Source organism: Roseibium algicola, from assembly GCF_001999245.1.
Lineage (GTDB): Bacteria > Pseudomonadota > Alphaproteobacteria > Rhizobiales > Stappiaceae > Roseibium > Roseibium algicola.
This window is the reverse complement of sequence record NZ_CP019630.1, coordinates 2,418,336-2,442,244: the sequence shown is the minus strand read 5'-3', so window position 1 is coordinate 2,442,244 and position 23,909 is coordinate 2,418,336. Positions and strand designations below refer to the sequence as shown.

Here is a 23,909-nt window from a genome sequence, read left to right as displayed (position 1 = left end):
TATTTAAATGAACTTAAAAATATTGCAGCTTAATCTGAGGTTTCGAGCGGAAAACGGTTTTAGCTTAATCGAATTGTCAATTGTTCTAATCATTTTCGGTGTCTTGGCCGCCTCTTTGGCAAATCTCTATGCGACCTATTTGGAAGAAAAGAGAACTCGCCAGAATCTGGAGAGCATCTCTGCAGCCTATGAAGCGATAGTCGAGTTTCAGAGGAACAATGGACATTATCCTTGCCCCGCTCGTCCTTCAGACGCTCAAAGCCGCGCAAGTGACTGTTCGAGTGCCTCACCGACTGAAATAAAAACAGTGTCGGGAACAGATGGCCGCGTTGTTAGGATCGGAACATTTCCCTTGATCAGCCAAGATGGTGGGGCGCGCCTGTTGCCTGGACATTTAGGCATAGATGGTTCCGGCAACCGACTTAGCTACGCTGTGACGGAAGTGCTCGCACAGAATTCTGAGACTTTTGACGCCAATCTTGGCGCTATTCGTGTAATTGACCAAGGTAATAACACTCTGACAATTAACGGCCATTTTGTTGTTCTGAGCCACGGGGATAATAAGGCTGGAGCTTACACCCGTGAAGGCAAGCAGGCCTGGGAATGCGACACAAACACAGCGGATGGAGAAAACTGCGACAACAATGCAACCTTCGTAAGCACGGCTGAACGCAGCTTTGCCGAGGGTATCTACTACAATGACGATTATCTCGAATATGCCGCCAATACCGCAAAAACTTTGGCCGCGGGGCAACTGGTGGGCAGTATCCAACTCAGCGCCGCCTCGATTATCGATTTAACTGCTTTAGGTCAGCTGAAAAACGCACTTCGGAATGCCGAAGTGTGCTCCAATGTTTGGGGAGATGCTTCCTGTGTGGTGAATGACTCAAACATTGTTCTTAGTTGTAACAAGGGGTTTATTCGCGCACTGAACGTGACTAACTCAAGTGGACTTGTTGGATGTCTCTCGTCCGACACGGCAAATCATAAACGGATAACCATTTCCTTTTCGGAAAATTGGGCCGCCACCAACAACATGACCATTTACAGATGGGATGCATCTTCATTTGCCTATTCCCCTTGAATTAACAAAGAACACGGGTATTGGCAGACTTTCGTGTAAGCAAATATTCCGATTTTTCTGTAATTTGATAATGCTTTATCAATATTTTGGGGTTGATCAAAATTCTGGCTCGAGATCGTCTCTGTTTCGAAATAGACCTCGCGCACGTTGACTTAGTTGTGGTTTTGCAGTCTGCAATTTGAATTCGGCTTCGAACCTTTGCCGCTGCACTGTTCTTCGGCTCATTTGAGCAGCGATTTCGCGGTGAAGCTCGGCGCGTTCGATTTGCTGATGCTGTTTTAGCCGTTGACGCGTTTTCTGGATTGATGATCGCTCTTCAAGATGTTTAACGATCTGGTGCTCTTTTTCCGCTTCGTCGCGCTTGAGTGTTTCCCAAGCCTCACACTCGTTATAATGCCGAATTTTGGCGTATTTACCTGTGAAACGGCTCCAAATGCCGCCAAGCCCATTAGGAAGGCGTTCGGAACGTATTACGGATTCTTTGTCCCAGCGTTCTTGATGGTACTGGCTAAGAGCCTGCCTTTCCTGGCATTGACGCTGGGTGATCTGGTTTAGCTTCTGATCTAGAGGTTCTTTCTGTCGGCGATGTTTTGCATCCATGTCGTCGGAAAGTCTTTGCAATTTCTCCGACCAGTGTGCGTTGACCAGCATTTTTGCCTCTTCGACGCTCTGTAAGTCGTCTGGAGTACCGAGCTTGTCGTTCAAGTCCTTGGATCTGATACCAATGGCACGAGAGAGCGAGTAAACTTCGCCTCTGACATCCACGGCGACGAAACCGCGACGATCACCACGGGCAAGATAGTAACCATAGCTCTCCAACGCGCCTTTGAAGGCTTCTTTGGAATCCGAGCCTTGCCAGCAATCACGCAAAACGGCTTTGATAATACGCGGGTCTTGCTTTGTTCGCTGGGCTTGTTGCCATTCGCTCAAATCGAATGACAATGGGTTCTTGGCTGAGCGATCAAGAATGCCAAGTGGAACATCCCAATCGTGCTCAAGAAACAGGTCGCGTGACAAATCCATTAGCCGATTTTTGAAATACGGCATTGGTACAGCTTTCATTTCCTCACTGTCGATGCGGCTCCAAACAACATGGCAGTGACGGCGGCCTTCTTTCTCATGAAATACCACGGCTCGGGGGCAATTTTCCAATCCGAGCCCGGTTTCGATCTGGTCAACAGCCTCTTCGAAGGTCTCTATGGATACAGTCTCGTGAGCAGGTGGGTTTAGGCTGAGGGAGAACAGGTACTTGGTGCACCGTGTTCCTTTCGAAAGACATTCAGCTTCAATCATTGCGTTGGTTAGATCTTCACTGGCGAAGCCGCGAACCTCGTGAACTTCAGCATGTTCGTTGTCAGTAGTATTGAGCAAGTGCGCGGCCAATTCGCGGGCGCTACCCCTGGCGGAGCCTTTTAGGATCATTCGACACCTCCTGGCTCCGAGCCGAGAGCTTTGAGCAATTCGATGCGGATTTCTTCGATGGCTTCGCAAGCCTCGATAATTGATTGCTCCGTGTCCGGTGTGACAGGCAACGATCCTGTGTTTACTGCCCTGGCAAGTTGATTCACGTTACTGGAAAGGCGGGATTGGCCGAGCGCACCAAGAACGCGCCCGAGTGCAACGTGATCTTTGACGGGGTGCTTTCCTCGTGTCTTGCGTGGCGTTGTGTCCTTGCCAAAGACCTGTTTGCGGATGTATGCGCCGAGCGGCATTCCGGCAGCTTGTTTTTCGAGTTTTGCCCTCTCTTCGAAAGTCAGGCGAAGTGAGAATGGAACGTTGATCAATGTTTTAGCCATAGCGAGCCCTTTCCGGCTCCCGTATGGCGGCGAAAACAACTCTCCTAACAGGAACACATGTCAGGAGGCGTAACGCCATGCCGAGAGATCAGTTGCAAATGTAAGTAGGCTGAATTGGTTGCGAACCCCCGCAACCAACTTGTCCTGCTTTTCATTATTAGCAGGACGTAGGTCGAGGCAGTTGTGCGTCCCCGCAACCATCTTGTCCTGCTTTACATATTCAGCAGGACGTAGGTCTTGGCAGTTGCGCACTCCCGCAACCAACAAATAACCCGGCCTCGCGCCGGGTTTTTTGTTGGTAACGGATACAGATTTTAAACTGACCAGCGCCCCCACAAAAAGCGCTATGCCCGACGCCCAAGGCCACAAAACGCTCAAAGCCACATACCGAAACAAACAAATAACCCCGGCAGATATCCTGACCGGGGTTTTTTGTTGGATCACGGCGGGGGCAGGGCGGAAGACCGGAAACCTAGGCCGTATCGGAGAGAACCTGTCCCAGCGTTTCCACCATCTCGTCAATCATGCCTTCTTCTACAATCAATGGAGGCGAAAGGGCGATGATGTCGCCAGTCACGCGGATCAGCAAGCCCGCCTCGAAGCACTTGATGAAAACCTCGTAAGCACGTTTTCCGGGCGCGTCCTCGCGGGAGTTGAGTTCAATGCCGGCAATGACGCCAACAGTGCGGATGTCCTTGACGTGTTTGGCGCTCTTGAGCGTATGGATACGGTCTTCCCAGGCGTTTGAAATCTCCGAACCACGGGTCAGAAGCTTATGTTTTTCGTAGATATCGAGCGTGGCAAGGCCGGCGGCGCAGGCAACCGGGTGACCGGAATAGGTATAGCCGTGGAAGAGTTCGATTGTTTCGGCCGGACCATCCATGAAGGCTTCATAGATCGCGTCTTGCGCGAAGATCGCTCCCATCGGAATGACGCCGTTGGTAAGACCCTTGGCAGTGGTAAAGAGATCCGGTTTCACGCCGAAGAAATCGGATGCGAAAGGGGCGCCAAGGCGTCCGAAACCGGTGATGACCTCATCGAATATCAACAGGATACCGTGACGGTCGCAGATCGCACGCAGTCGTTCCAGATATCCCTTGGGCGGGATCAGGACACCGGTGGAACCGGCGACCGGTTCGACGATAACGGCCGCGATTGTCTCTGCACCATGTAGCGCAACGATCCGTTCCAGATCGTCAGCAAGATGTGCGCCCCACTCCGGCTGGCCCTTGCTGAAGCTGTTGTGTTCGGGAGCATGGGTGTGCGGCAAGTGATCGACACCGGTCAGGAGCGACCCGAAATGACGGCGGTTGTTGACGATACCGCCAACGGAAATGCCTCCGAAGCCGACCCCGTGATAGCCGCGTTCCCGCCCGATCAGCCGGGTTCGGGAAGCGTCGCCCCTGGCGCGGTGATAGGCGAGCGCCATCTTCAGGGCCGTGTCGACGGATTCAGACCCGGATCCGGTGAAGAAGACATGGTTGAAGCCTTCCGGCGCAACCGACTTCAGACGTTCTGCAAATTCGAAGGCAATCGGATGCCCCATCTGGAAGGAGGGCGCGTAGTCCAGTTCTGACAGCTGCCGGGCGACCGCATTGGTGATCTCTTCATAACCGTGTCCGGCATTGCAGCACCAGAGGCCCGCAGTGCCGTCGAGAATTCTGCGGCCGTCATCGCTGCGGTAATGCATGCCCTTGGCCGAGACCAGCATGCGAGGAGACTGCTTGAACTGACGGTTCGCGGTAAATGGCATCCAGTATGCGTCAAGCGGCTGGTTGGATCGAATATCTGTGTTGTTGTTGACGATGTTCATGTGCGCCTCCTCGGTCGGTCGCACTAGAAAGCACTGATTTTGACAAGCCGAATAGTCTGTTTCTTGCAGACACCAAGGCATTGAAAAGACGCATTTTGAATGGGAAACTGTTTAGGATGATAAACACACTAAACACCGATGACTTCTCACGCGACGTCGGATTGCGCCTGCGGGCGATCCGGGAAGCGCATGGCTATTCACAGCGGGAACTGGCCAAACGGGCCGGTGTCACCAACGGTTTCATTTCCCAGCTGGAAGCGGCCAAGATCAACACCTCCCTCAGCGCGCTGAAACGCGTTCTGGACGGTATACCGATCGGTCTTTCCGAGTTCTTCGCCTATGAACCGGAGCGGCAGGAGCAGGTGTTTTTCGGCGTCGATGAGCTGACCGAAATCGGCAAGGGCAACATTTCCTACAGGCAAGTCGGCAACAGCCTCTTCGGCCACGAGCTGCAGATGCTTTACGAAGTTTATGAAGCGGGTGCGGATACAGGGCGGGTCATGCTCAGCCACGAGGGCGAGGAAGCCGGTATCGTCATTGAGGGACGGCTTGAAGTTACCGTCGGCGAGCAGAGAAAGGTCCTCGGACCGGGAGATGCCTACCTCTTCAAGAGTTCGATCCCACACAGGTTCAAGGCACTGCGAAACGGCCGCTGTGTCGTTGTCAGCGCCTGTACGCCGCCGACGTTCTGACCCTACGCTAGAACAGTCCGAGCTTCTTCGAATTCGCCTTCCATTGTACCAGACGGTGGCTCGAGGTCGTCTCGTTGGCCCTGGCTGCAATGTCGACCATCAGGCTGAGCGCGGCAACGATCCCGATTGTCGATTCCAGGAAGAGGCCCGTTCTGGAAGGCGCATAGACGGCGGCATCGGCGATCTCCCTACTCCAGTGGCAATATTCGTCCGAAACCACAATCACTGATCGGCCCTGGCTCTTTGCCAGCCGGGCGAGCTTCAGCGATTCCGATGCATAGGGCACGACGTCCACCAGGATAAGGCATGTTGTGGCGGCCGTTTCCGGACCGTGATCAAGCCACTCGCCCAGCATGCCGTCATGGGCGGACAGGAAATGGACATTCTTTCGCGCAAGCGCCATTCGGCGGGCGAAATCCTCCACCGTTCCCCGGATCGACTGAAATCCCGTGGCGTAAATCGTCTCGGAAGCCGAAACCAGTCGGATGACCTCTTCCCAATTATCGCCTTGCGTCTGGTTGAAGACGTTGGTCAGTCCCTGGACCTCGGCTTCCAGCGTCTCGACGAACCGCAAAGGGATGTCCCCGTCGGTGACGAAGGAGGCCGTGGTGACCGAATAATGTTCGCGCAGCAGCTGCTTCAGCCCTTTCATGCCGTCGCATCCGAGCCGGCGCAGCAACCTTCCGACAGTGACCTCTGAAACCCCCGCCTTTTCCGCGAGAGATTTTCCGGTTTCCAGCCCGAGAGATGAAATATTCAGGCTGACAAACTGCGCAAGCCGGGCCTCCTGCTTGGGGAGTTTGGGTGTTTCATCCTGCAAGCGTTTGATGAATTCATCGAATTTCGCCTGAGGGAAGGAGGAGAAGCCGGCTTCCATTTCAGCTCCCAAATGACAGAAAAATAACATTTGACAGAAATGTCATAATTCAATCTCCTTTTGGACGCAAGCCCGTTCACCTCCCAGAAACGTGGCAGCAAACCAGAGGGTTCCATGACTAACAACACGCTGAAGAGAGTTGCCAAGGCAACACTTGGGGCAGCGGCACTGGTGGCTGTTGCCAGTGCTGCGCAGGCCGAGGAAGAACTGAATCTCTACAACTGGGGCGACTACATAAATCCTCAGGTTCTGACCAGATTTACCGAGGAGACGGGGATCAAGGTCAACCTGGACACCTATGGCTCCAACGAGGAAATGCTTGCGAAGATCCAGGCCGGTGCCACCGGTTACGATATCGTGTTCCCGTCGGTCCATATGCACGACATCATGTTCCAGCTTGGTTTGCTGGAAAAGACCGGCATCGGCAGCGATCCGGCTTTTAAGAACATCGACCCGCAGTTCATCCGCGCGAAGACAGATCCGGACGCGGAATACTGTCTGCCGTATGCCTGGGGCACCGTCGGCATCGCCTACAACAAGCAGAAAGTGGCCGAAATGACCGGTTGGAAGGATTTCTTCGCCCTGGCTGACAAGGGCGAGAAGATCATCCTTCTCGACGATCTGCGCGAGACCATCGGCATCGGTCACATCATGAACGGCACGTCGGTCAATTCCACCGATGAAGCCGAGATCAAGGCCGCGGCAGATTACATTCTGGAGCGCAAGAAGAACGTCACCGCCTTTACCTACGACAGCATTCCGCTGGTCCAGTCCGGCGATGTGGCGGCGGCACACTGGTATGTCGGCGCGAACATTTTCGTGCAGCAGGCTCCGGACGTGCTCGCCTACGTCATACCGGAGGAAGGCGCGACCATGTACCAGGAGGATATCTGCGTCCTTGCCAGCGCACCGAACAAGGACAACGCAAAGAAGTTCCTGCAATTCTATCTTCAGCCGGAAATTTCCGCGCTGAACGTACAGCAGCAGCTGAATGGCACCCCGAACCTGCCGGCCCGGGAGCTCCTGCCGCCGGAAATTGCCAACAACGAAAGCATCTACCCGCCTCAGGACGTGATGGAAAAGCTGCAGATCTTCGTGGACCTCGGCCGCGACCTTCAGCTTTACAACAGTGAATGGACGCGCATCAAAACGGCACAATGAGTGCGGATGCGGATAACCGTCACGACCAGACTGCGCGGCCACGGGCCGCGCATGTCGCCTGACGTTCCGAGGGGGTAGAATGCAAGGAATTTTGAGGATCGAAAGCGCCTCCAAGAGCTTTCAGGCTCCGGAAGGTGGCGTCATCCGGGCACTGGACAACGTGTCCCTGACAGTGGCTCACAACGAGTTTCTGACGCTGCTTGGCCCGTCGGGCTGCGGCAAGACCACCTTGCTGAGGGCGGTCAGCGGGTTTGAGGATCTCGACGGTGGCGAGATCTACATAGACGGCCAACCGGTATCGGATCAGCCGGCACACAAACGACCGGTCAACACCGTCTTTCAAAGATATGCCCTGTTCCCGCACCTGTCGGTGCAACGGAACGTTGCCTACAGCCTCGAGGTTAGAGGCGTCGCGAAAGCGGAAATCAGACAGCGTGTCGGCAGCATGCTTGAGCTTGTCGGCCTTGCCGGAATGGGCGCGCGCAAGATCGGCCAGCTTTCCGGTGGGCAGCAACAGCGAGTGGCCCTTGCCCGTTCGCTTGTGGCGCGACCAAAAATTCTTCTGCTGGATGAACCTCTGTCGGCACTCGACAAGAACCTGCGCCACAAGATGCAGCAGGAACTGAAAACCCTGCAGCACGAACTCGGCATCTCCTTCATTTTTGTAACGCACGATCAGGAAGAAGCGCTGGTCATGTCGGACCGGATCGCTGTGCTGAACGGCGGCACCATCCAGCAGCTCGATGCCCCGGAGGAGCTTTATCGCCGCCCCGGGAACGAGTTCGTCGCCCGCTTCATCGGTGAAAGCAATCTTCTGGATGCCACGGTGGTGTCTGTCGAAGGCGAAAGCTGCGACGTCGCGCTGGCCGACGGCACCGTCATCCGCGATTGTCCGGTGAACGGCCTGAAGCGGGGCGATCCGGCAAAGGTGCTGATCCGGCCGGAGAGCCTCGTCGAGAGTGTTGGGCAAAGCAGTCCTGACGAGAGGACCGGGCACGAGATCTCGGGCACGGTCAGCGAGAGTTTCTTCGCCGGAACCGACTATAATCTTGTCCTGGCGTGCAAGGGGTTGCCGCCTGTCAGGGCGTCGCTTCGGGCTGGGCCTGGCACGTCGCATCACACGATCGGCGAACAGACTTCCCTGTTCGTGCCGCATGATGCCGTGCATCTTATTCCGGGCAAGGGAGCGCCGGCATGAGCAAGGCGCACCACACCCTGGAACACAGGCGAAAGCTGACGCTGTTCGGCCTGCTGTTGCCGCCGTCCGCCTTTCTCGCGGTCTTCTTCCTCGGACCGCTCGCCATCATGATCGTCTATTCCTGGCTCACACCGGGGCTTTACGGCGGCGTTGAATGGAAGTTCTTCCACCTGAACTACGGCCGCATTCTGGGCTGGGCGGACACAAAATACGAACGCTTCGATCCGGTCTATTTCGAGATCTTCCTGCGTTCGGTAAAGCTCGCCGCGACAACCGTTCTCCTCAGCCTCATCCTTTGTTACCCGGTCGCCTTCTGGGTGTCGCGCATGCCGGAAAAACGCAAGAACCTGGTTATCTTCCTGATCACGCTGCCGTTTTTCATCAGCCTGATCGTACGCCTCTTCGCCTGGGTCCTGATCCTGCGGCCGACCGGTTTCTTCAATCAGGCGCTGATGGGCCTCGGGCTGATCGATGAGCCGCTGGAAATCATCTTCACCGGAACGGCGGTCGTCATCGGCATGGTCTATGTGTTCGTGCCGTTCATGTTCCTGCCGCTCTATGCCAGCATCGAAAAGCTCGACCTCAGCCTGATCGAAGCCTCGCAGGACCTGGGCGCCAACAGGCTTCAGACGTTCTTTCGCGTCATCCTGCCGATGACCCTGCCGGGTATCGTCGGGGGCTCGATCATCGTCTTCATCCCGAGCCTCGGCAACTTCATCGTGCCGTCGCTTCTGGGCGGGGCGAAGGTGGTAATGATCGGCAATCTGATTGAGCAGCAATTCCTGTCGGCGCGCAACTGGCCCTTCGGAGCGGCGCTCGGAATGATGGTGATGGCCGCTGTCCTAATCCTGCTTCTCTACTACATCCGCATCGTCACGCGCGAAGAGCGGCAGGCAGGCGGATCGAAGGTGGCAGAGGAGGTTGCGGCATGAGACGCAAGATTTCCTGGAGAAACCTGTTTCTGTCGGTCTACGGATGGCTGTTTCTGGTCTTCATCTACGTGCCGATCCTGTTGATCACGGTGTTCTCGTTCAACTCCAACCCGGTCAACATGATGATCTGGCAGGGGTTCACCTTCGACTGGTACCGCACGATCTTCGGCTTCCCGACGGAGCTGAACGAGCTGACGCTTTATGTGGAATCCACCGATCAGCTCTATAACGCGGTGCTGAACAGCCTGACGGTAGCCCTTGTCACGACGGCGGTGTCGACGGTGCTCGGAACGTCGGTTGCGTTGGCGGTCGCCCGCTTCCGGTTCCGCCTCAAGAATTTCTACCGGGCCCTTCTGTTCATGCCGATGATCATGCCCGACATCATCCTCGGCATCGCACTGTTGATCTTCTTCGTGTCCTTCGGCTTCGGTCTTGGCCTGCACACGATCATCATCGGCCACTGCACGTTCCTCAGCAGTTACGTGTTCATCGTGGTCAGCGCCCGCATCGCGGATATGGACGACAGCCTGGAAGAGGCATCGGCGGATCTGGGGGCCGATGGCTGGACAACATTCCGGCGGGTGACCTTGCCGTTGATCGCACCGGGTGTCATCGGCGGTGCGATGCTCGCCTTCATCATCTCGATGGATGATCTGGTGATCACCTATTTCATCTCCGGCGTCGATTCCACGACCCTGCCTGTTCACATCTACGGGATGTTGCGCAGGGGCATCAAACCGGAAATCAATGCAATTGCCACGGTCATGCTGGTGTTTTCGTTCATCATCGCATCCGTTGGCCTCTACATGCGGTCCCGCAAGAAATGACGCAGAAACATAACTCCAAACGTGCTCGCGACCTGGGACTTCCCATGCCGGGCACTCCGGGTCCGCAAAACGCGATTACCGATGTCGAAGGTGTGCTTGTCGGCTATGAAACGCTTTCCTCAAGGCTGACACCTGCGCTCGCGAGCAACGGCCTTCCCGTGCAGACAGGCGTCACGGCAATCCTGCCCAGGGGGCGGACATCGACACCGCGTCCGGTGTGGGCGGGGCTGCATGCGCTCAACGGCAATGGTGAAATGACCGGCAGTCACTGGGTCAAGGATGCGGGCTATTTCACCGGCCCGATCCTGATCACCAATACGCACAGCGTAGGCGCTGCGCACGAGGCCGCCGTACGCTGGATGGTCGATACCTATCGCGATGCCTGGGAGAACAACCATCTTTGGGCGATGCCGGTTGTCGCGGAAACATATGACGGTGTCCTGAACGACATCAATGGCTTGCATGTGCGGCCGGAACACGCGGCAAAAGCCCTCGAAAACGCGACATCCAATCCGCCTGCCGAAGGCAATGTCGGCGGTGGTGCCGGCATGATCTGCTACGAGTTCAAGGGAGGAACGGGCACCGCCTCACGGCGTATCGAAGCAGGTGGCAAACCCCACACGGTCGGGGTTCTTGTGCAGGCGAACCACGGTCTTCGGCCATGGTTCAAGGTGCTGGGACAGCCCGTCGGGGAACAGATGATGGAAGACCGGTTGCCGGGCTTCAAGGCGGAGCGTGGTTCGATCATCGTGATCATCGCAACGGATCTGCCGCTGCTGCCTTCCCAGCTCGACCGTCTGGCCCGCCGCGCGACCATCGGCATTGGCCGGGGCGGAACGCCGGGCGGCAACAGCTCCGGCGACATTTTCCTTGCTTTCAGCACGGCCAATGAAATGGATCTGCCGCAGCTTAGCGGGCCGTGGAAATCCATGGTGTCGCTGAACGACGATCTGCTCGATCCGGTCTACATGGCTGCGGTGGAGGCAATCGAGGAAGCTGTCCTCAACGCCATGCTGGCGGCCGAAGACACGCCAACCGCAAGGCCCGCAGGTGCGGTTTGCCGGGCGATCGACGCCGAAGCCCTCAGGGAGCTCTTCGCACGGGTTTGAAAGCCCCGCCGGCGCCGATAGGTGCAAGAGATCGGCGGGGCTGTGGTGCCGTCTATCGACCGATCGCGTAGGCCTGCATCAGGCGCGGGGTTGCCGCTGCCTTCAGGACGCCGTCAGCGCTGCGCTTGGCGGCGGTCAGCCGGCCGATGGTCCAGTTGCCGGAAACTTCCACCGAATGCCCGCGGGCCCGCAGCAGATTGATTGTCTCTGAGCTGAAATTGCCTTCCGCCATCACGTGCCCCGGCTGGCGTTGGCGCGGGTGGAACGACGTCGGGAAATGGGTGGTGTGGAACAGCGGCAGGTCGATGGCTTCCTGCAGGTTGAGGCCGTGATGCACCAGCCGCAGGAACAGGGAAAGCTGCCACTGGTCCTGCTGGTCGCCGCCTGGTGTGCCGAACACCATCGCCGGCCGCCCTTCATGGAAGGCAAGGCTCGGGGTCAGCGTGGTGCGCGGGCGTTTGCCGGGCGCCAGGCTGGTCGGCAGGCCGTCTTCCAGCCAGAACATCTGCGCGCGGGAATTCAGGCAGAAGCCGAGCGCGGGAATGATCGGAGAGGATTGCAGCCAGCCGCCGGACGGGGTCGCGGCAACCATGTTGCCCCAGCGGTCGATGATGTCGAGATGAACCGTGTCACCCCGCCGCTCGGAAAGATGCGCCATCGTCGGTTCGTAAAGACCCGTGTTGGCAATGCCTGCGCGCTCGATCACGGCCATGTTGGCAGCGACCTGATCCTCAAAACCCGGCAGAACGCCGGGGCGCAGGTCGAAGGAAGCGGTGCCGGAAATCAGTTTGCGCCGCGCATCGTTATAGTCGTCCGACAGCAGCGTGCTCATCGGAACGTCAACAAAGGCCGGATCGCCGTAATAGACCTCGCGGTCCGCATAGGCGAGTTTCATGGCTTCGGTCACATGGTGGACGAAGTCGGCACCAGCCGGGTCCATCGCGCCGATGTCGAAACCTTTCAGGAGCGCCAGCGCCTGCAGGAGCACGGGCCCCTGTCCCCATGGGCCGGTCTTGGCAACGGTCCAGTCGTGATAGTCGCTCTGGAGCGGATCTTCGTAGGTGGCACTCCAGGTCGCCAGATCGTCGGCGGTCAGCACACCCTTGTGTTTGGTGCCCGAGCCGTCCATCACCTCGGCGGTTTCCAGGAAGGCGGCTATCTCCTCGGCAATGAAGCCGCGGTAGAAACAGTCCCGCGCCGCGTCGATCTGCGCCTCGCGTCCGGATTGGTTTTCCGCTTCGCTCAGGAGCCGGGTCCAGGTCTGGGCCAGAACCGGGTTCTTGAACATCTCGCCGGCTTCCGGAACGTTTCCGCCAGGTACCCAGGTCTGGAAGGACGTCGGCCATTCTGTCTGGAAGAAGTCCTTCAGCCCGCCGATGGTTGCCGCTGCACCCGGCAACATGGGCTGGCCGTTTTCAGCGTAATAGATCGCAGGCTCCAGCACATCGCGCAGGCTCAATGTGCCGTGGTCGCGCAGCATCAGCATCCAGCCGTCGAAGGCACCCGGAATGACGGTCGACAGCAGGCCGTTGCCCGGAATGAGATCCAGCCCTTCCGCCTTGTAATGGTCGATGGTGGCTCCCGCCGGGGCAGGTCCCTGGCCGCAAACGACCTTGGTTTCGCCGGTTCCGGCCTTGTGGAAGATCACCGGCAAATCGCCGGCAGGGCCGTTCAGATGCGGCTCCAGAACCTGCAGCACAAGCCCGGTCGCAACGGCGGCGTCAAAGGCATTGCCGCCTTTTTCCAGGATGCTCATGCCGACGGCGCTTGCGATCCAGTGGGTGGAAGTGACGACACCGAAGGTGCCGGTGATTTCGGGGCGGGTGGTAAAAGTCGGCATGAGTTACTCTTTGGGTTTTAAAAAACGGGTCAGCTTTCGCGCGGGTCGAGAGCGTCGCGCAGGCCATCGCCAAGCAGGTTGAAACCGAGAACGACCAGGAAGATCGCCGCACCCGGCCACCAGGCCATCCAGGGCGCCTGGGTCATGAAGTTCTTGGCAACGTTCAGCATGGAACCCCAGCTCGGTGCGGGAGGTTGCTGGCCGAGGCCGAGGAAGGAAAGGCTCGCTTCGGCGATGATCGCGGTGGCGACTGTCAGGGTCGCCTGGACCAGAACCGGAGCAAACACGTTGGGCAGGATGTAGCGGGACATGATCGCGAAATGGCTGAGCCCGATGGCCCGGGCCCCTTCAACATAGTCTTCCGTCTTGACCGACAGCACCTGGCCGCGTGTCAGGCGCACGAAGATCGGCATGGCCGACAGGCCGATGGCGATCATGGCGTTGCTGAGGCTCGGCCCCAGGAACGCGGCAAGCGCAATTGCCAGAATGAGAAAGGGCGTTGCCAGAAGCGCATCGGTGACCCGTGAGATCGCCTGGTCGATCCAGCCACCGAAATAGCCTGACAGAAGACCGAATGGCACGCCGATCAGCACAGCGATCAACACGGACACGACGCCCGCCATCAGCGAGGCCTGCGCGCCCCAGATCATGCGCGAGAGAATGTCCCGGCCGATCTCGTCGGTGCCAAGCCAGTGGGCCGCGGAAGGCGCCTTGCGCACGGTGCTCCAGCTGGTCGCGGCCGGGTCGGCAATGGGCAGCAGCGGCGCGGCAACCGCTATGCCGATGAAAAAGGCGACGATGATGAAACCGAACAGAGCGCTCTTGTTCGCCTTCAGCTTTTTCCAGGCGCGGCTTTCGAGGCGGATGGTTTCCTCGGCCGGATCTGCGGCGGTGGTCACGGCGCTCACAGGCTGCTCCTCATGCGCGGATTGAGAAGGAAGTAGAGAACATCGGCGATCAGGTTCATCAGGATGAAGCCGGCAGCCGTGCACATGACGATCCCCTGGACGACGGCATAATCTCGAGTGAAGACTGCATCGACGATCAGCTTGCCGAAGCCCGGAATGGTGAAGATCTGTTCCGTAAGCACCGCTCCTGCCAGCAATTCGCCGAATAGCAGGGCGCTCAGGGTGACGATGGGCAGAAGCGCGTTGCGGAACGCGTGTTTCAGGATGACCACGTTTTCTCGAAGACCCTTGGCACGGGCAGTGCGGACGTAGTCGGCCTTCAGGACACCCAGCATGGCCGAGCGGGTGTGCCGCATCAATGTGGCCGCCAGTGCCGTGCCCAGCACGAAGGCGGGCATGATCATGGTCTGGAGTGATTTCAGCGGATCGACGAAGGGCGATTCATAGCCAGAGGCCGGCAGCCAGCCCAGGTGAACGGAGACCAGCATGATCAGCATGATGCCGAGCCAGAAATTCGGGATGGACAGGCCGGATAGCGCCACGAAATTGGCGATGTAGTCCACGGCAGTTCCCTTGCGCACCGCGGACAGGATGCCGGCCGGAATGCCTATGGCAAAGGCGATGACCATCGCCATCACCGCGAGCTGGATCGTGACCGGCAGCTTGTCGGCAATAAGCTGCGTCACCGGCTGGTTGGTCCGCAGCGAAATGCCGAGATCGCCCTGCAGCATGGCCTTCATCCAGGAAAAATACTGGTAGAGGATCGGGTCGTTGAGCCGGTATTTCTCGCGGATGAACGCCAGCACTTCAGGATCGCGTTCTTCGCCGGCAAGCACGAGCGCCGGATCGCCGGGCAGCAGTTTCTGCAGCACGAACACGAAGACCGAGACCAGAATGAGCGTCGGGATGGCGATGAGCAGCCGGCGTACGATGTAGGACAGCATTCAGGCAAAATCCGTTTGGAACGAGACCCGGCAAGAGCCGGGTCCCGTCATGCGTCTGGTTATTTGAACTTGACGTTCTCGAGGCGGATCATGCCGTCAGGATAGGCGGTGAAGCCTTCCAGCTTGCCGGACAGGGCCCAGATCCAGGTCGGGTGGTAGAGATAGACGATCGGCAATTCGTTGATCAGGATATCCCGTGCCGCGTCATACTTGGCCTTGCGCGTGGCGGTGTCATTGCTCTGCCGCGCCTCGTCCAGCAGCTTGTCGACTTCCGGAATGCAGACCTTGGAATCGTTGATCCCGCCCTTGCAGGTCATGAACTGGTGGATGTTGCCGTCCGGATCGACACGGCCCGACCAGCCCACCTGGCTTGCCTGGTAGTTGCCCGCGGACTGGTCCGCCAGCAGGCTGGCGAATTCCATCGACTTCAGTTTGACGTTGAAACCGGCTTCCGCCGCCATCGACTGAACAACCTGCATCATCTGCGTCTGCACGGGGTTGTTGGCCACCTGCACTTCGACGTCGAGGCTGCCATAACCGGCTTCCTTCAGCAGGGCCTTTGCCTTTTCGACATCCCGTGCCGGAACCGGATAGTCCTTGTCGTACCAGGGGCTGGTCGGCGGGAACGGCTGGTTGCCGGGTGCAAAGGCGCCTTCGAAGACAACCTGGTTGATCGCGTCACGGTCGAGCGAAAGGCTGAAGGCCTGGCGGATCTTCGGGTCGTTGCCGAACGGGTTGTCACCCTTCTCGCCGTTGTTGAGGTTCACCGTGATGCCCTGGTAGCCAAGGCTGACGGCTTCCGCGAAGCCGAGGTTGGCATCGCCCTTTACCGAGGCGACGTCGGTTGCAGCAAGGCGTTCCAGCATGTCGATATCGCCGGAGCGCAGGTTGGCGAGACGCACAGTTGTATCGGGGATCGGCAGGAACGTGACTGTGTCGAAGTTGATGGCATCCTTGTTCCAGTAGTCGTCGAACTTGGACAGAACAATGCGGTCCTGCTGGACGCGTTCAACGAACTTGAACGGGCCGGAACAGACCGGGTTGTTGCCGAAGTCGGCCCCGGCGGCTTCTGCGGCGGTCGGAGAAACCATCATGCCGGCGCGGTCGGCAAACTGGGCCAGCAGCGTTGCATCCGGCGAGGCGAGGCTGATCTTGACTTGCAGCGGGCCGGAAACTTCCACGCCTTCGATGGATTTGACTTCACTCTTGCGGCGGCTTTCCGGAAGGGTCTTCGAGCGCTCGATGTTGGCCTTCACCGCTTCCGCGTCAAACGGCGTGCCGTCGTGGAAGGTGACGCCTTCGCGCAGGTCCATGGTCAGAACCTTGCCGTCGTCGGACCAGGTCCAGCCGGTGGCCAGCTGCGGGATGATTTCCAGATCCGGGGTGATGTCCACCAGCTTGTCGCACAGCGAGGTGTAGACAATACGGCCGACAAAGGTCCGGGACTGATCGGGATCCAGCACATCGGCATCGTCCTGAAGGCCGATACGAAGATCGGCGGCTTGGGCGGCCGTGGCCAGGGTCGTTGCGCTGAGCAGCAGCGCGGCAAGGAAATCCTTACGCATGTTTGTACTCCTCTCGGAAGGGCTCGATTTATGGTCTTGCGGCCGTCGTCGGCTCTTTTTGTTGACTTCGGGTCCGGAACAGCGCGAAGCGCTTTTCCGCATTGGGGCTCCTTGGCGGTTCCTGAACCGGGGGCTGGGTATCGTCTGCAATCTTTTCCCAGTGGTGACAGGCGACGGTTCGGCCACCGGCGACATTGGCGGGCGTCGGTTTCTCCCGGCTGCAAAGGTTGGTTGCGTGCGGACAACGCGGATGGAAACGGCAGCCTGAAGGCGGATCCAGCGGCGAGGGCACGTCGCCCAGGAGAGCGGCCTTCATCGACCGCCCATGGGGTGAGGCAATCGGGATCGCGCGCATCAGGGCCTGGGTGTAGGGATGCAACGGCTTGTCGAAGAGCGCGTCGTTCGGCGCCAACTCGACGATTTCGCCCAGGTACATGACAGCCACCCGGTCGCTCATGTGGCGGATAACCGCCAGATCGTGGGCAATCAGGATCAGCGTCAGGTCGAATTCCGACTTCAGGTCTTCCAGAAGATTGATGACCTGGGCCTGCACCGAAACATCCAGTGCCGAGACGGGTTCATCACCGACGATCACCTTGGGACCGCTGGCAAGCGCCCGGGCAATGCCGATGCGCTGGCGCTGACCGCCGGAGAACTCGTGCGGATAGCGGTTGGCAAAGGCTGGACGCAAGCCGACCTTGTTCAGAAGCTCGGCGACCTTCTGCCGCCTTTCGGTGCGGGTCAGCGCCGTGTGAACCTTCATCGGTTCCTCGATCAGCGCGCCGACGGTCATGCGCGGATTGAGAGAGGAAAACGGGTCCTGGAACACGAACTGCAGGTCTTTCCGCAACCGGCGCATTTCCTGTTCGGACAGGGCGGAAATGTCGTTGCCGTCGTAAAGAACCGCACCGTCCGACGGTGTCAGCAGGCGGACGAGAAGACGTGCCAGCGTGGATTTTCCGCAGCCGCTTTCTCCAACGATGGAGAAGGTTTCTCCACGTTTGATGGTCAGCGATACACCGTTGACGGCACTGACCGAGGTTGCCGGTTTGAAAAGGCTCTTGCGGCCGCCGAAACGCTTGGTGACGGCGCGCGTCTCGATGATCTTGTCCCGGGTTGGCAGGCTCATCCGGCAGCCTCCGCAAATGCGCTTTCCAAGGGGGCGTAATGGCAGGCGGCCCGGTGAGATGGGCCAAGTTCGACAAGTGCCGGCGTTGTTTCGCAGCCGGTTCCGGCAAAGGGGCAGCGCGGTGTGAACCGGCACCCGAACGGCATGTTGTCGATGGCAGGCACCATGCCGCCAATGGTTGCCAGCCTGCCGGACCGGGGCCCGACCGACGGCACGGAGCTCATCAGGCCGATGGTGTAGGGGTGTTGCGGATCGTCGAAAATTGCGGCGACCGGGCCTTCCTCCACCGCGCGCCCCGCGTACATCACACAGACGCGGTCGGCGATTTCGGCGACGACGCCCAGATCATGCGTGATCATGATCAGCGCGGTTCCGCTCTCCTTCTGCAGGTCTTCGATCAGGTCGATGATCTGAGCCTGGATGGTCACGTCCAGCGCGGTGGTCGGCTCGTCGGCGATCAGCAGAACCGGGTCGTTGGCAAGTGCCATGGCAATCATGACGCGTTGACGCATACCGCCGGAAAGCTCATGCGGGTAATCGTCCAGCCGGCTGGAAGCGGCCGGAATCTTGACCCGTTCCAGCATTTCCAGCGCCCTTGCACGGGCCTGCACACGGCTCACCGGGCGATGCCGCAGCACGATTTCCGATATCTGGTCGCCAATCCTGTAAGACGGATTGAGCGAGGTCATCGGCTCCTGGAAGATCATGGAAATACGGTCGCCGCGCAGGTCGGCGAGCGCGCGCTCTGGCAGGGCCAGAAGGTCCTGCCCCGCGAAAGTTGCCGTGCCGGACATGACCCTGGCAACACCCCGGGGCAGCAGGCCCATCAGCGACAAGGCGGTCACCGACTTGCCACAGCCGCTTTCTCCGACGATGCACAGGGTTTCGCCCGGACGGACGGCAAAGGACAGACCATCGACGATGTTTGCCGGGGCACCCTTGAAACGGAGCGAGAGGTCCTGAACCTCAAGAACGGGGGTCTCAGTCGGCATTTGCCGCCTCGCTTGCACTCTGGAAAAGGAGACGCTCCTGCAGCGCCAGCAGGTGGGCGCGCATGGTCTTTTCCGCGGCGATTGGGTCCCGGTTGGCAATGGCCGCGATGATGTCGACATGCTGCGCCCGGTACAGCGTCAGGGCATCGTCGGTTCTCAAGGCTTCGCGCACATGGCGCCAGGCGGTATCCTGTCGGACCCGATCCACAACGTCGAAAAGTGCCAGGAACAACGTGTTGCGTGCTGCCCGTGCAATGGCCCGGTGCAGGGCGCTGTCCCAGAGTTCGCGGCTGTCCATGTCCTCGGCCTTGCCGACGCGGTCCGCAAGGTCGCTCATGGCGGCAATATCGGAAGGCGCGGCGCGCAGCGCGGCCAGCCGGGCCAGCACCGGCTCGATCTGCAGCCGGACTTCCATGACCTCGAGCATGTTGGAGTTTTCGTGCAGCGACAGGATCTGCTTTTCCGGCTGTGCAGGTTCGCTGCCGATGAAGGTTCCCGCTCCCTGCCTGCGCCAGATCTTGCCTTCGGTTTCAAGCACTTCCAGCGCCCGGCGTACGGCCCTGCGGCCGACACCGATGGTTTCGGATAATTCACGCTCGGTGGGAAGCTGTTCCTCGCCCTCAGCCGTGAGCTGGTCCACGATGATCCGAAGTCGTTCCAAGGCCATGCTGGAGTTGCGCTGCGAAGGTTTGTCGGTGCCGCTCATGCCATACCAATTCGAACCAATTTGAATTGGTCGCATTATTGGCGCGATATTTTTAGCTGTGCAAGTAGTGCATTTTGCCAAGATGTGCCCGATACGAGTTTCGGACCGGGCTTGAGAGTTCTGGAATTTAAAGGCAGGGCTTCAGTCATTCATTGTGTAAATAACTGTATAATATAAAGAAAAATATCAGTGAGGCCTGAAGGGGACACCTTTTGGAAAAGGCTTTGCGAGGTGCTTGCCTGAAATTTGTGCTGGGGAACAAATTTTAATCGGTTCCGCTATTTTCGTCAGGTTATCTCCTGAGGCGAAATTTTGTATTGCATCCCCTTCCTCATGGGGTTGATTATTGCTTGGTTTGGGAGAAAATTTGTCATTCTTTTCAAGAAAAAGAGTGCTTTTTGATGCTCTGGCTCCCGGTTGGCGAAACTCCTGAAACTGGTTCATAGGAAGCCGTTTGTCGCCGTCGTCATTTGTGGCGAAATTTTATGCGTGGCTGATCTTTGAGCTTTGCGGCGATTGACAAGATTTTTTTCTTCGGCGATCCTGATATCGAAATAGCGGCAATCGTTCAGCCGCACGGCAATTGCGCCCCGATCTGTCGCAGGTGATCACCTGCGGGTCGGGGTTTTTTTATGTTCAGCCCCCGCGGTTTGCATCGTTCGGCTGAAGGGCAGGGTAATACATGGCCTTTGGTGAAATACCTGTTGGCGTTCTGTTTTCGAAATCCGGTTCCTATGCCGCGATCGGGCAGGAAGGCTATTGGGGTGCCCGGATCGCCATCGATGAAATCAACGCTTCCGGCCTGTTCGATTTCCGTTTCCTGCGCGTGGATGGTGACCCGAAGGGCTCTGCCGAAAACTACGCCGTCGAAGCGGACAGGATGATGCGGGAGGCCGGCTGCCGGCACATCATCGGCACCCAGACCTCCTCCTCCCGCAAGGAAGTCTTGCCGGTGATGGAGCGTGGCCGCGGGCTGCTCTGGTACACCACGCCCTATGAGGGCTTCGAAAGCCATGATCGTGTGGTCTACACAGGCGCTTGCCCGAACCAGGGCGTGGTTCCGCTTTTCCGCCACATCGTTCCGGAATCCGGCCGCCGGGCTTTCCTTCTCGGATCCAACTACATCTGGGGTTGGGAAACCAACCGCATTGCCCGCGAACTTCTGGCCGGGTGTGACGGCGAAGTTCTGGGCGAGCGTTATGTCGCCATCGGCGACGAGAATATCGACCATCTGATCGTTGAAATCCGCGAAAAACGGCCGGACTTCATCTTCAACAACCTGATCGGCGAAAGCAGCTACGCCTTCCTGCGCGCCATGAAGAGGCTTGCGAAGGAAGATCCCGCCTTTGCGCCGAACCGCTGCCCGATCCTCAGTTGCAATCTGACGGAAGCCGAGCTGCCGATCCTGGGGGCTGCCGCCGAGGGCCTTGTGTCCACCTCGACCTATTTCGAAACGCTGGACACGCCGGAAAACGAGGATTTCCTGAGCCGGCTGGAAGGCTTGCGCGGCCCGGATGCGTCGATTTCATCCATGTTTGTCGGACCCTATGAGGCCGTCTGGCTGCTCGCCCGCGCTATCGAGGCCTGTGGTTCGGATGCACCGGATCATGTCCTTGCGGAATTGTGCCGCCGGCCGCACCGGACGCCGTTGCGCGACATCCGGATCGATCCGCAAACGCAGCACGCTTACCTGCAGCCGTTGATCGCGGTGGTGGAAACCACCGGGCCCGAGCGTATCCGCTCCCGGTTCCGCATCATCGAAAAGACGTCCGGCCCATTGGCGCCGGATCCCTATCTGGTCCACTATGACCCGCTGGAAAGCAACGCCGGTTCATCTGGTGATACACCGGAACCGGATAACGGTAATACGCCGAGACTGAGGCTGGTGTCGTCATGAGCAGCCTGTTCCGCACCCCGAGTTTCCGCGGTTGGTCCGCGACTGTGCTGCACAAGCCGCATTCCGACAGGGATGCCGTCTGCCGCCAGCTCGACCGTCTCGGCATTGCGGTGTCGACCGCCTGGCCGGAACTTCCCGAGGAAGCAAGGCAAGCCGATCTGGTGATCTTCGACGCCGATGCCGGTCATGATGCCCAGTTTCCCTGGCCGGTTGAGGAACACCCGATGCCGATGATCGCGCTGATGGGCAGCGAGGCCCCCGGGCGGGTCGAATGGGCCATCCGGCGCGGTGCCATTGCCCATCTGAGCAAGCCCATCGCCTCCAGCGGTGTCTACGGCGCGCTTGTCGTTGCCACGCGAACCTTTGCCATGCGCCGTGCATCGGAGGAAAGGATCGCGAAACTGGAAGCCCGCCTTGCCTGTCGGCCTCAGGTGGCCGAAGCCATCCTGCTCCTGATGCAGCACCAGGGCAGCGACGCCGATACCGCCTACAAACTTCTTCAGGATATGGCGATGGCGAGCCGGCAAACCATGGAAGACGTTGCGCTTGATCTGCTGGCGCGTTCAGGAGGGCAGAATGCCGGCCGACGTGAAGCCTGAAGCGATGCCAGACACCGTGAAAACCGCCGCCCCCGAGATACCGAAAGGCGTCTGGCGTCGTCTCCTGGAAAGGAAACTCGCCGTCTTCGCCCTGGTCCTGGTCGGTGTAATCGTCGGGGCCGCAGTCTTTGCTCCCTTTGTCGCGCCTTTCGACCCGGCGGAACAGTTCTTCGAAGGGCTGACCCTGGAGGGCGCGCCTTTGCCTCCGGGCGAAACCTTCTGGCTGGGAACGGATCTGCTCGGGCGCGATCTCCTGTCACGTCTGATCTACGGCGCGCAGACGTCGCTCATCATCGGGGTTGTCGCCAACGGGATCGCCGTTGCGGTCGGTGCCTTTGTCGGCATCCTCGCCGGTTTTTTCCGTGGCTGGGTTGAAACGGTGCTGATGCGCTTCACCGATCTGATGATGGCCTTCCCGGCGCTGCTGCTTGCCATCACGCTGGCGGCCCTGTTCAGACCATCGCTCTGGATCGTTGCCATGGTGATCGCCATGGTCAACTGGGTGCAGATGGCGCGTGTCGTCTATACCGAAACCAGGTCGCTGTCGGAGCGTGAATTCATCCTGGCCGAACGGGCCATGGGCGCAGGCCTTTTCCGGATACTATTCCGCCACATCCTGCCGCATCTTCTGTCGACCATCGTCGTCTTCGGCACGCTGGGCATCTCGACGACAGTGCTGCTGGAGGCAACACTCAGCTATCTCGGCATCGGCGTACAGCCGCCGACCCCTTCCTGGGGCAACATCATCTACGAAAACCAGACCTATTTCACCTCGGCGCCCTGGCTGGTGTTCTTCCCGGGTATCGCCATCATCGCGCTGGCGCTGGGCTTCAATCTTCTGGGCGACGCCCTGCGTGAGGTGCTCGACCCGACACAGAAGGGGAGGCACTGATCATGGGTGGATATATTCTGCGCCGGGTGTTTCAGTCCGTGCTGATCCTCATCGGCATCACCTTCCTGACCTTCGTCCTGCTCTATCTGATCCCGGCCGATCCGGCCCGCCAGATCGCCGGCCGCAGCGCCACCGCGCAGACGGTCGAGAACATTCGCGAACAGCTTGGTCTGAACCTGCCGTTCTACCAGCAGTACTTCCGTTATTTGACCGGGCTGCTGCAGGGCGATCTCGGCCGCTCCTACCTGCAGAAGACGGAAGTGGGCGCGCTCATCTGGTCGCGTCTGCCGGCAACGCTCCTTCTCATGGTCGGCGCCATCGTCTGCGAACTGGCGATCGGACTTACCATGGGGCTCGTCGCAGCCCTGCGCCGGAACACGGCGACAGATACGAGCCTCATGGTCCTTTCCTTCGTCGGGGTTTCCTCGCCCCAGTTCGTGATCGGCATCCTGCTGCTCTACGTCTTTTCGGTGCAGCTCGGGTGGTTCCCCATCGGCGGTTACGGCACCTTCATGCACATGGTGCTGCCGTCGTTGACCCTCGGTTTCCTGGGCGCCGGCTGGTATTCGCGCATGATGCGCTCGTCCATGATCGACGTGCTGCGTCAGGACTTCATCCGCACGGCGCGCGCCAAAGGCCTGAAACGCTGGCAGGTCCTGTTCGGTCACGCCCTTCCCAACGCGTTGCTGCCGATCATCGCCATGATCGGGATCGATATCGGTCTTTTCATGAGCGGTATCGTGGTGGTTGAAAGCGTGTTCGGCTGGCCGGGCATCGGCCAGCTCGCCTGGCAGGCCATCCAGCGGGTCGACATTCCCATCATCATGGGCGTCACGCTCGTGTCCGCATTCGCGATCGTGCTCGGCAATTTCCTTGCCGACCTGATCGCTCCCCTGATTGATCCGAGGATCAAGCTGCGCTGACGCGCGGCAACCGCCGGAAAACCGC

22 protein-coding genes are annotated in these 23,909 nt (G+C 59.0%); 11 read left to right on the top strand and 11 right to left on the bottom strand.

Translation table 11 applies throughout. From position 1 onward, the window contains the following. Nucleotides 1-7 precede the first annotated feature (7 nt). Nucleotides 8-1,084, top strand: coding sequence for a type II secretion system protein (locus B0E33_RS11350; RefSeq protein ID WP_077291281.1), 1,077 nt, complete (start codon nt 8-10; stop codon nt 1,082-1,084). Between the two features lie 96 nt (nt 1,085-1,180). Here the strand turns inward: B0E33_RS11350 and B0E33_RS11345 are convergent, their stop codons facing one another. The 3 genes from B0E33_RS11345 to aptA all read right to left on the bottom strand — a co-directional run bounded on the left by B0E33_RS11345 (nt 1,181) and on the right by aptA (nt 4,693). Next, complete coding sequence (locus B0E33_RS11345) at nt 1,181-2,506, bottom strand: relaxase/mobilization nuclease domain-containing protein (protein ID WP_077291280.1); 1,326 nt, start codon at nt 2,504-2,506, stop codon at nt 1,181-1,183. Further along, complete coding sequence (locus B0E33_RS11340) at nt 2,503-2,880, bottom strand: hypothetical protein (protein ID WP_077291279.1); 378 nt, start codon at nt 2,878-2,880, stop codon at nt 2,503-2,505. The genes B0E33_RS11345 and B0E33_RS11340 overlap by 4 nt, the downstream gene beginning before the upstream one ends. 472 nt (nt 2,881-3,352) lie before the next feature. After that, complete coding sequence (aptA, locus tag B0E33_RS11335; protein WP_077291278.1) at nt 3,353-4,693, bottom strand: omega-aminotransferase AptA; 1,341 nt, start codon at nt 4,691-4,693, stop codon at nt 3,353-3,355. 116 nt (nt 4,694-4,809) lie between these two features. Between aptA and B0E33_RS11330 the strand changes: the two genes are divergently transcribed. Beyond that, nucleotides 4,810-5,385, top strand: a complete 576-nt coding sequence (locus tag B0E33_RS11330; RefSeq protein WP_022999333.1) for a cupin domain-containing protein — start codon at nt 4,810-4,812, stop codon at nt 5,383-5,385. A gap of 7 nt (nt 5,386-5,392) precedes the next feature. On the opposite strand, the gene B0E33_RS11325 is transcribed toward B0E33_RS11330, so the two are convergent. Beyond that, nucleotides 5,393-6,262, bottom strand: a complete 870-nt coding sequence (locus B0E33_RS11325) for a MurR/RpiR family transcriptional regulator (RefSeq protein WP_075284660.1) — start codon at nt 6,260-6,262, stop codon at nt 5,393-5,395. Nucleotides 6,263-6,376: 114 nt separating this feature from the next. Between B0E33_RS11325 and B0E33_RS11320 the strand changes: the two genes are divergently transcribed. The 5 genes from B0E33_RS11320 to B0E33_RS11300 all read left to right on the top strand — a co-directional run bounded on the left by B0E33_RS11320 (nt 6,377) and on the right by B0E33_RS11300 (nt 11,489). Beyond that, nucleotides 6,377-7,423 (top strand): ABC transporter substrate-binding protein, encoded by a 1,047-nt coding sequence (locus B0E33_RS11320; protein ID WP_077291277.1) that lies wholly within the window; start codon nt 6,377-6,379, stop codon nt 7,421-7,423. A 79-nt stretch (nt 7,424-7,502) separates the two neighbouring features. Continuing rightward, on the top strand, nt 7,503-8,621 hold the full coding sequence (locus B0E33_RS11315; protein WP_077291276.1) for an ABC transporter ATP-binding protein: 1,119 nt from the start codon (nt 7,503-7,505) through the stop codon (nt 8,619-8,621). Then, nucleotides 8,618-9,553 (top strand): ABC transporter permease, encoded by a 936-nt coding sequence (locus B0E33_RS11310; RefSeq protein ID WP_077291275.1) that lies wholly within the window; start codon nt 8,618-8,620, stop codon nt 9,551-9,553. The genes B0E33_RS11315 and B0E33_RS11310 overlap by 4 nt, the downstream gene beginning before the upstream one ends. Beyond that, on the top strand, nt 9,550-10,380 hold the full coding sequence (locus tag B0E33_RS11305; protein ID WP_077291274.1) for an ABC transporter permease: 831 nt from the start codon (nt 9,550-9,552) through the stop codon (nt 10,378-10,380). The genes B0E33_RS11310 and B0E33_RS11305 overlap by 4 nt, the downstream gene beginning before the upstream one ends. Nucleotides 10,381-10,424: 44 nt before the next feature. Further along, nucleotides 10,425-11,489 carry a DmpA family aminopeptidase gene (locus B0E33_RS11300; protein WP_228148083.1) on the top strand — a complete coding sequence of 355 codons (1,065 nt, stop codon included), beginning with the start codon at nt 10,425-10,427 and terminating at the stop codon, nt 11,487-11,489. 52 nt (nt 11,490-11,541) lie between these two features. Here B0E33_RS11300 and B0E33_RS11295 read toward each other — a convergent pair whose 3' ends face one another. From B0E33_RS11295 to B0E33_RS11265, 7 genes are read right to left on the bottom strand one after another with little or no spacing between them, the layout of a single operon-like run. Further along, on the bottom strand, nt 11,542-13,329 hold the full coding sequence (locus B0E33_RS11295; RefSeq protein ID WP_077291272.1) for a gamma-glutamyltransferase family protein: 1,788 nt from the start codon (nt 13,327-13,329) through the stop codon (nt 11,542-11,544). Between the two features lie 29 nt (nt 13,330-13,358). Then, nucleotides 13,359-14,228 carry an ABC transporter permease gene (locus B0E33_RS11290; protein WP_077293233.1) on the bottom strand — a complete coding sequence of 290 codons (870 nt, stop codon included), beginning with the start codon at nt 14,226-14,228 and terminating at the stop codon, nt 13,359-13,361. 5 nt (nt 14,229-14,233) lie between these two features. Then, nucleotides 14,234-15,181, bottom strand: coding sequence for an ABC transporter permease (locus tag B0E33_RS11285; RefSeq protein WP_075284666.1), 948 nt, complete (start codon nt 15,179-15,181; stop codon nt 14,234-14,236). Nucleotides 15,182-15,240: 59 nt separating this feature from the next. Continuing rightward, complete coding sequence (locus B0E33_RS11280; protein ID WP_077291271.1) at nt 15,241-16,746, bottom strand: ABC transporter substrate-binding protein; 1,506 nt, start codon at nt 16,744-16,746, stop codon at nt 15,241-15,243. A 28-nt stretch (nt 16,747-16,774) separates the two neighbouring features. Further along, complete coding sequence (locus tag B0E33_RS11275; RefSeq protein ID WP_077291270.1) at nt 16,775-17,875, bottom strand: ABC transporter ATP-binding protein; 1,101 nt, start codon at nt 17,873-17,875, stop codon at nt 16,775-16,777. Then, nucleotides 17,872-18,867, bottom strand: coding sequence for an ABC transporter ATP-binding protein (locus B0E33_RS11270; RefSeq protein ID WP_077291269.1), 996 nt, complete (start codon nt 18,865-18,867; stop codon nt 17,872-17,874). Before B0E33_RS11270 ends, B0E33_RS11275 begins: the two co-directional genes overlap by 4 nt. Beyond that, a complete protein-coding gene (locus B0E33_RS11265) occupies nt 18,857-19,573 on the bottom strand; it encodes a FadR/GntR family transcriptional regulator (RefSeq protein WP_022999320.1) in 717 nt (238 codons plus the stop codon). The genes B0E33_RS11270 and B0E33_RS11265 overlap by 11 nt, the downstream gene beginning before the upstream one ends. 682 nt (nt 19,574-20,255) lie before the next feature. Between B0E33_RS11265 and B0E33_RS11260 the strand changes: the two genes are divergently transcribed. The 4 genes from B0E33_RS11260 to B0E33_RS11245 are packed head-to-tail and all read left to right on the top strand — an operon-like array spanning nt 20,256 to nt 23,884. After that, complete coding sequence (locus tag B0E33_RS11260; protein ID WP_077291268.1) at nt 20,256-21,470, top strand: transporter substrate-binding domain-containing protein; 1,215 nt, start codon at nt 20,256-20,258, stop codon at nt 21,468-21,470. Continuing rightward, nucleotides 21,467-22,069, top strand: coding sequence for an ANTAR domain-containing response regulator (locus B0E33_RS11255; RefSeq protein WP_022999317.1), 603 nt, complete (start codon nt 21,467-21,469; stop codon nt 22,067-22,069). The genes B0E33_RS11260 and B0E33_RS11255 overlap by 4 nt, the downstream gene beginning before the upstream one ends. 4 nt (nt 22,070-22,073) lie before the next feature. Further along, entirely contained in the window at nt 22,074-22,961 is an 888-nt protein-coding gene (locus tag B0E33_RS11250) for an ABC transporter permease (protein ID WP_156912518.1), read from the top strand. 2 nt (nt 22,962-22,963) lie between these two features. Beyond that, a complete protein-coding gene (locus B0E33_RS11245; RefSeq protein WP_055656842.1) occupies nt 22,964-23,884 on the top strand; it encodes an ABC transporter permease in 921 nt (306 codons plus the stop codon). Nucleotides 23,885-23,909 lie beyond the last annotated feature (25 nt).

Coding starts and splice junctions, on each gene's coding strand:
- B0E33_RS11260 (WP_077291268.1), top strand. CDS start 20,256: ATGGCCTTTGGTGAAATACCTGTTGGCGTTCTGTTTTCGAAATCCGGT.
- B0E33_RS11255 (WP_022999317.1), top strand. CDS start 21,467: ATGAGCAGCCTGTTCCGCACCCCGAGTTTCCGCGGTTGGTCCGCGACT.
- B0E33_RS11285 (WP_075284666.1), bottom strand. CDS start 15,181: ATGCTGTCCTACATCGTACGCCGGCTGCTCATCGCCATCCCGACGCTC.
- B0E33_RS11340 (WP_077291279.1), bottom strand. CDS start 2,880: ATGGCTAAAACATTGATCAACGTTCCATTCTCACTTCGCCTGACTTTC.
- B0E33_RS11270 (WP_077291269.1), bottom strand. CDS start 18,867: ATGCCGACTGAGACCCCCGTTCTTGAGGTTCAGGACCTCTCGCTCCGT.
- B0E33_RS11330 (WP_022999333.1), top strand. CDS start 4,810: ATGATAAACACACTAAACACCGATGACTTCTCACGCGACGTCGGATTG.
- B0E33_RS11300 (WP_228148083.1), top strand. CDS start 10,425: ATGCCGGGCACTCCGGGTCCGCAAAACGCGATTACCGATGTCGAAGGT.
- B0E33_RS11315 (WP_077291276.1), top strand. CDS start 7,503: ATGCAAGGAATTTTGAGGATCGAAAGCGCCTCCAAGAGCTTTCAGGCT.
- aptA (WP_077291278.1), bottom strand. CDS start 4,693: ATGAACATCGTCAACAACAACACAGATATTCGATCCAACCAGCCGCTT.
- B0E33_RS11320 (WP_077291277.1), top strand. CDS start 6,377: ATGACTAACAACACGCTGAAGAGAGTTGCCAAGGCAACACTTGGGGCA.
- B0E33_RS11280 (WP_077291271.1), bottom strand. CDS start 16,746: ATGCGTAAGGATTTCCTTGCCGCGCTGCTGCTCAGCGCAACGACCCTG.
- B0E33_RS11245 (WP_055656842.1), top strand. CDS start 22,964: ATGGGTGGATATATTCTGCGCCGGGTGTTTCAGTCCGTGCTGATCCTC.
- B0E33_RS11250 (WP_156912518.1), top strand. CDS start 22,074: ATGCCAGACACCGTGAAAACCGCCGCCCCCGAGATACCGAAAGGCGTC.
- B0E33_RS11265 (WP_022999320.1), bottom strand. CDS start 19,573: ATGAGCGGCACCGACAAACCTTCGCAGCGCAACTCCAGCATGGCCTTG.
- B0E33_RS11325 (WP_075284660.1), bottom strand. CDS start 6,262: ATGGAAGCCGGCTTCTCCTCCTTCCCTCAGGCGAAATTCGATGAATTC.
- B0E33_RS11295 (WP_077291272.1), bottom strand. CDS start 13,329: ATGCCGACTTTTACCACCCGCCCCGAAATCACCGGCACCTTCGGTGTC.
- B0E33_RS11305 (WP_077291274.1), top strand. CDS start 9,550: ATGAGACGCAAGATTTCCTGGAGAAACCTGTTTCTGTCGGTCTACGGA.
- B0E33_RS11310 (WP_077291275.1), top strand. CDS start 8,618: ATGAGCAAGGCGCACCACACCCTGGAACACAGGCGAAAGCTGACGCTG.
- B0E33_RS11350 (WP_077291281.1), top strand. CDS start 8: ATGAACTTAAAAATATTGCAGCTTAATCTGAGGTTTCGAGCGGAAAAC.
- B0E33_RS11275 (WP_077291270.1), bottom strand. CDS start 17,875: ATGAGCCTGCCAACCCGGGACAAGATCATCGAGACGCGCGCCGTCACC.
- B0E33_RS11345 (WP_077291280.1), bottom strand. CDS start 2,506: ATGATCCTAAAAGGCTCCGCCAGGGGTAGCGCCCGCGAATTGGCCGCG.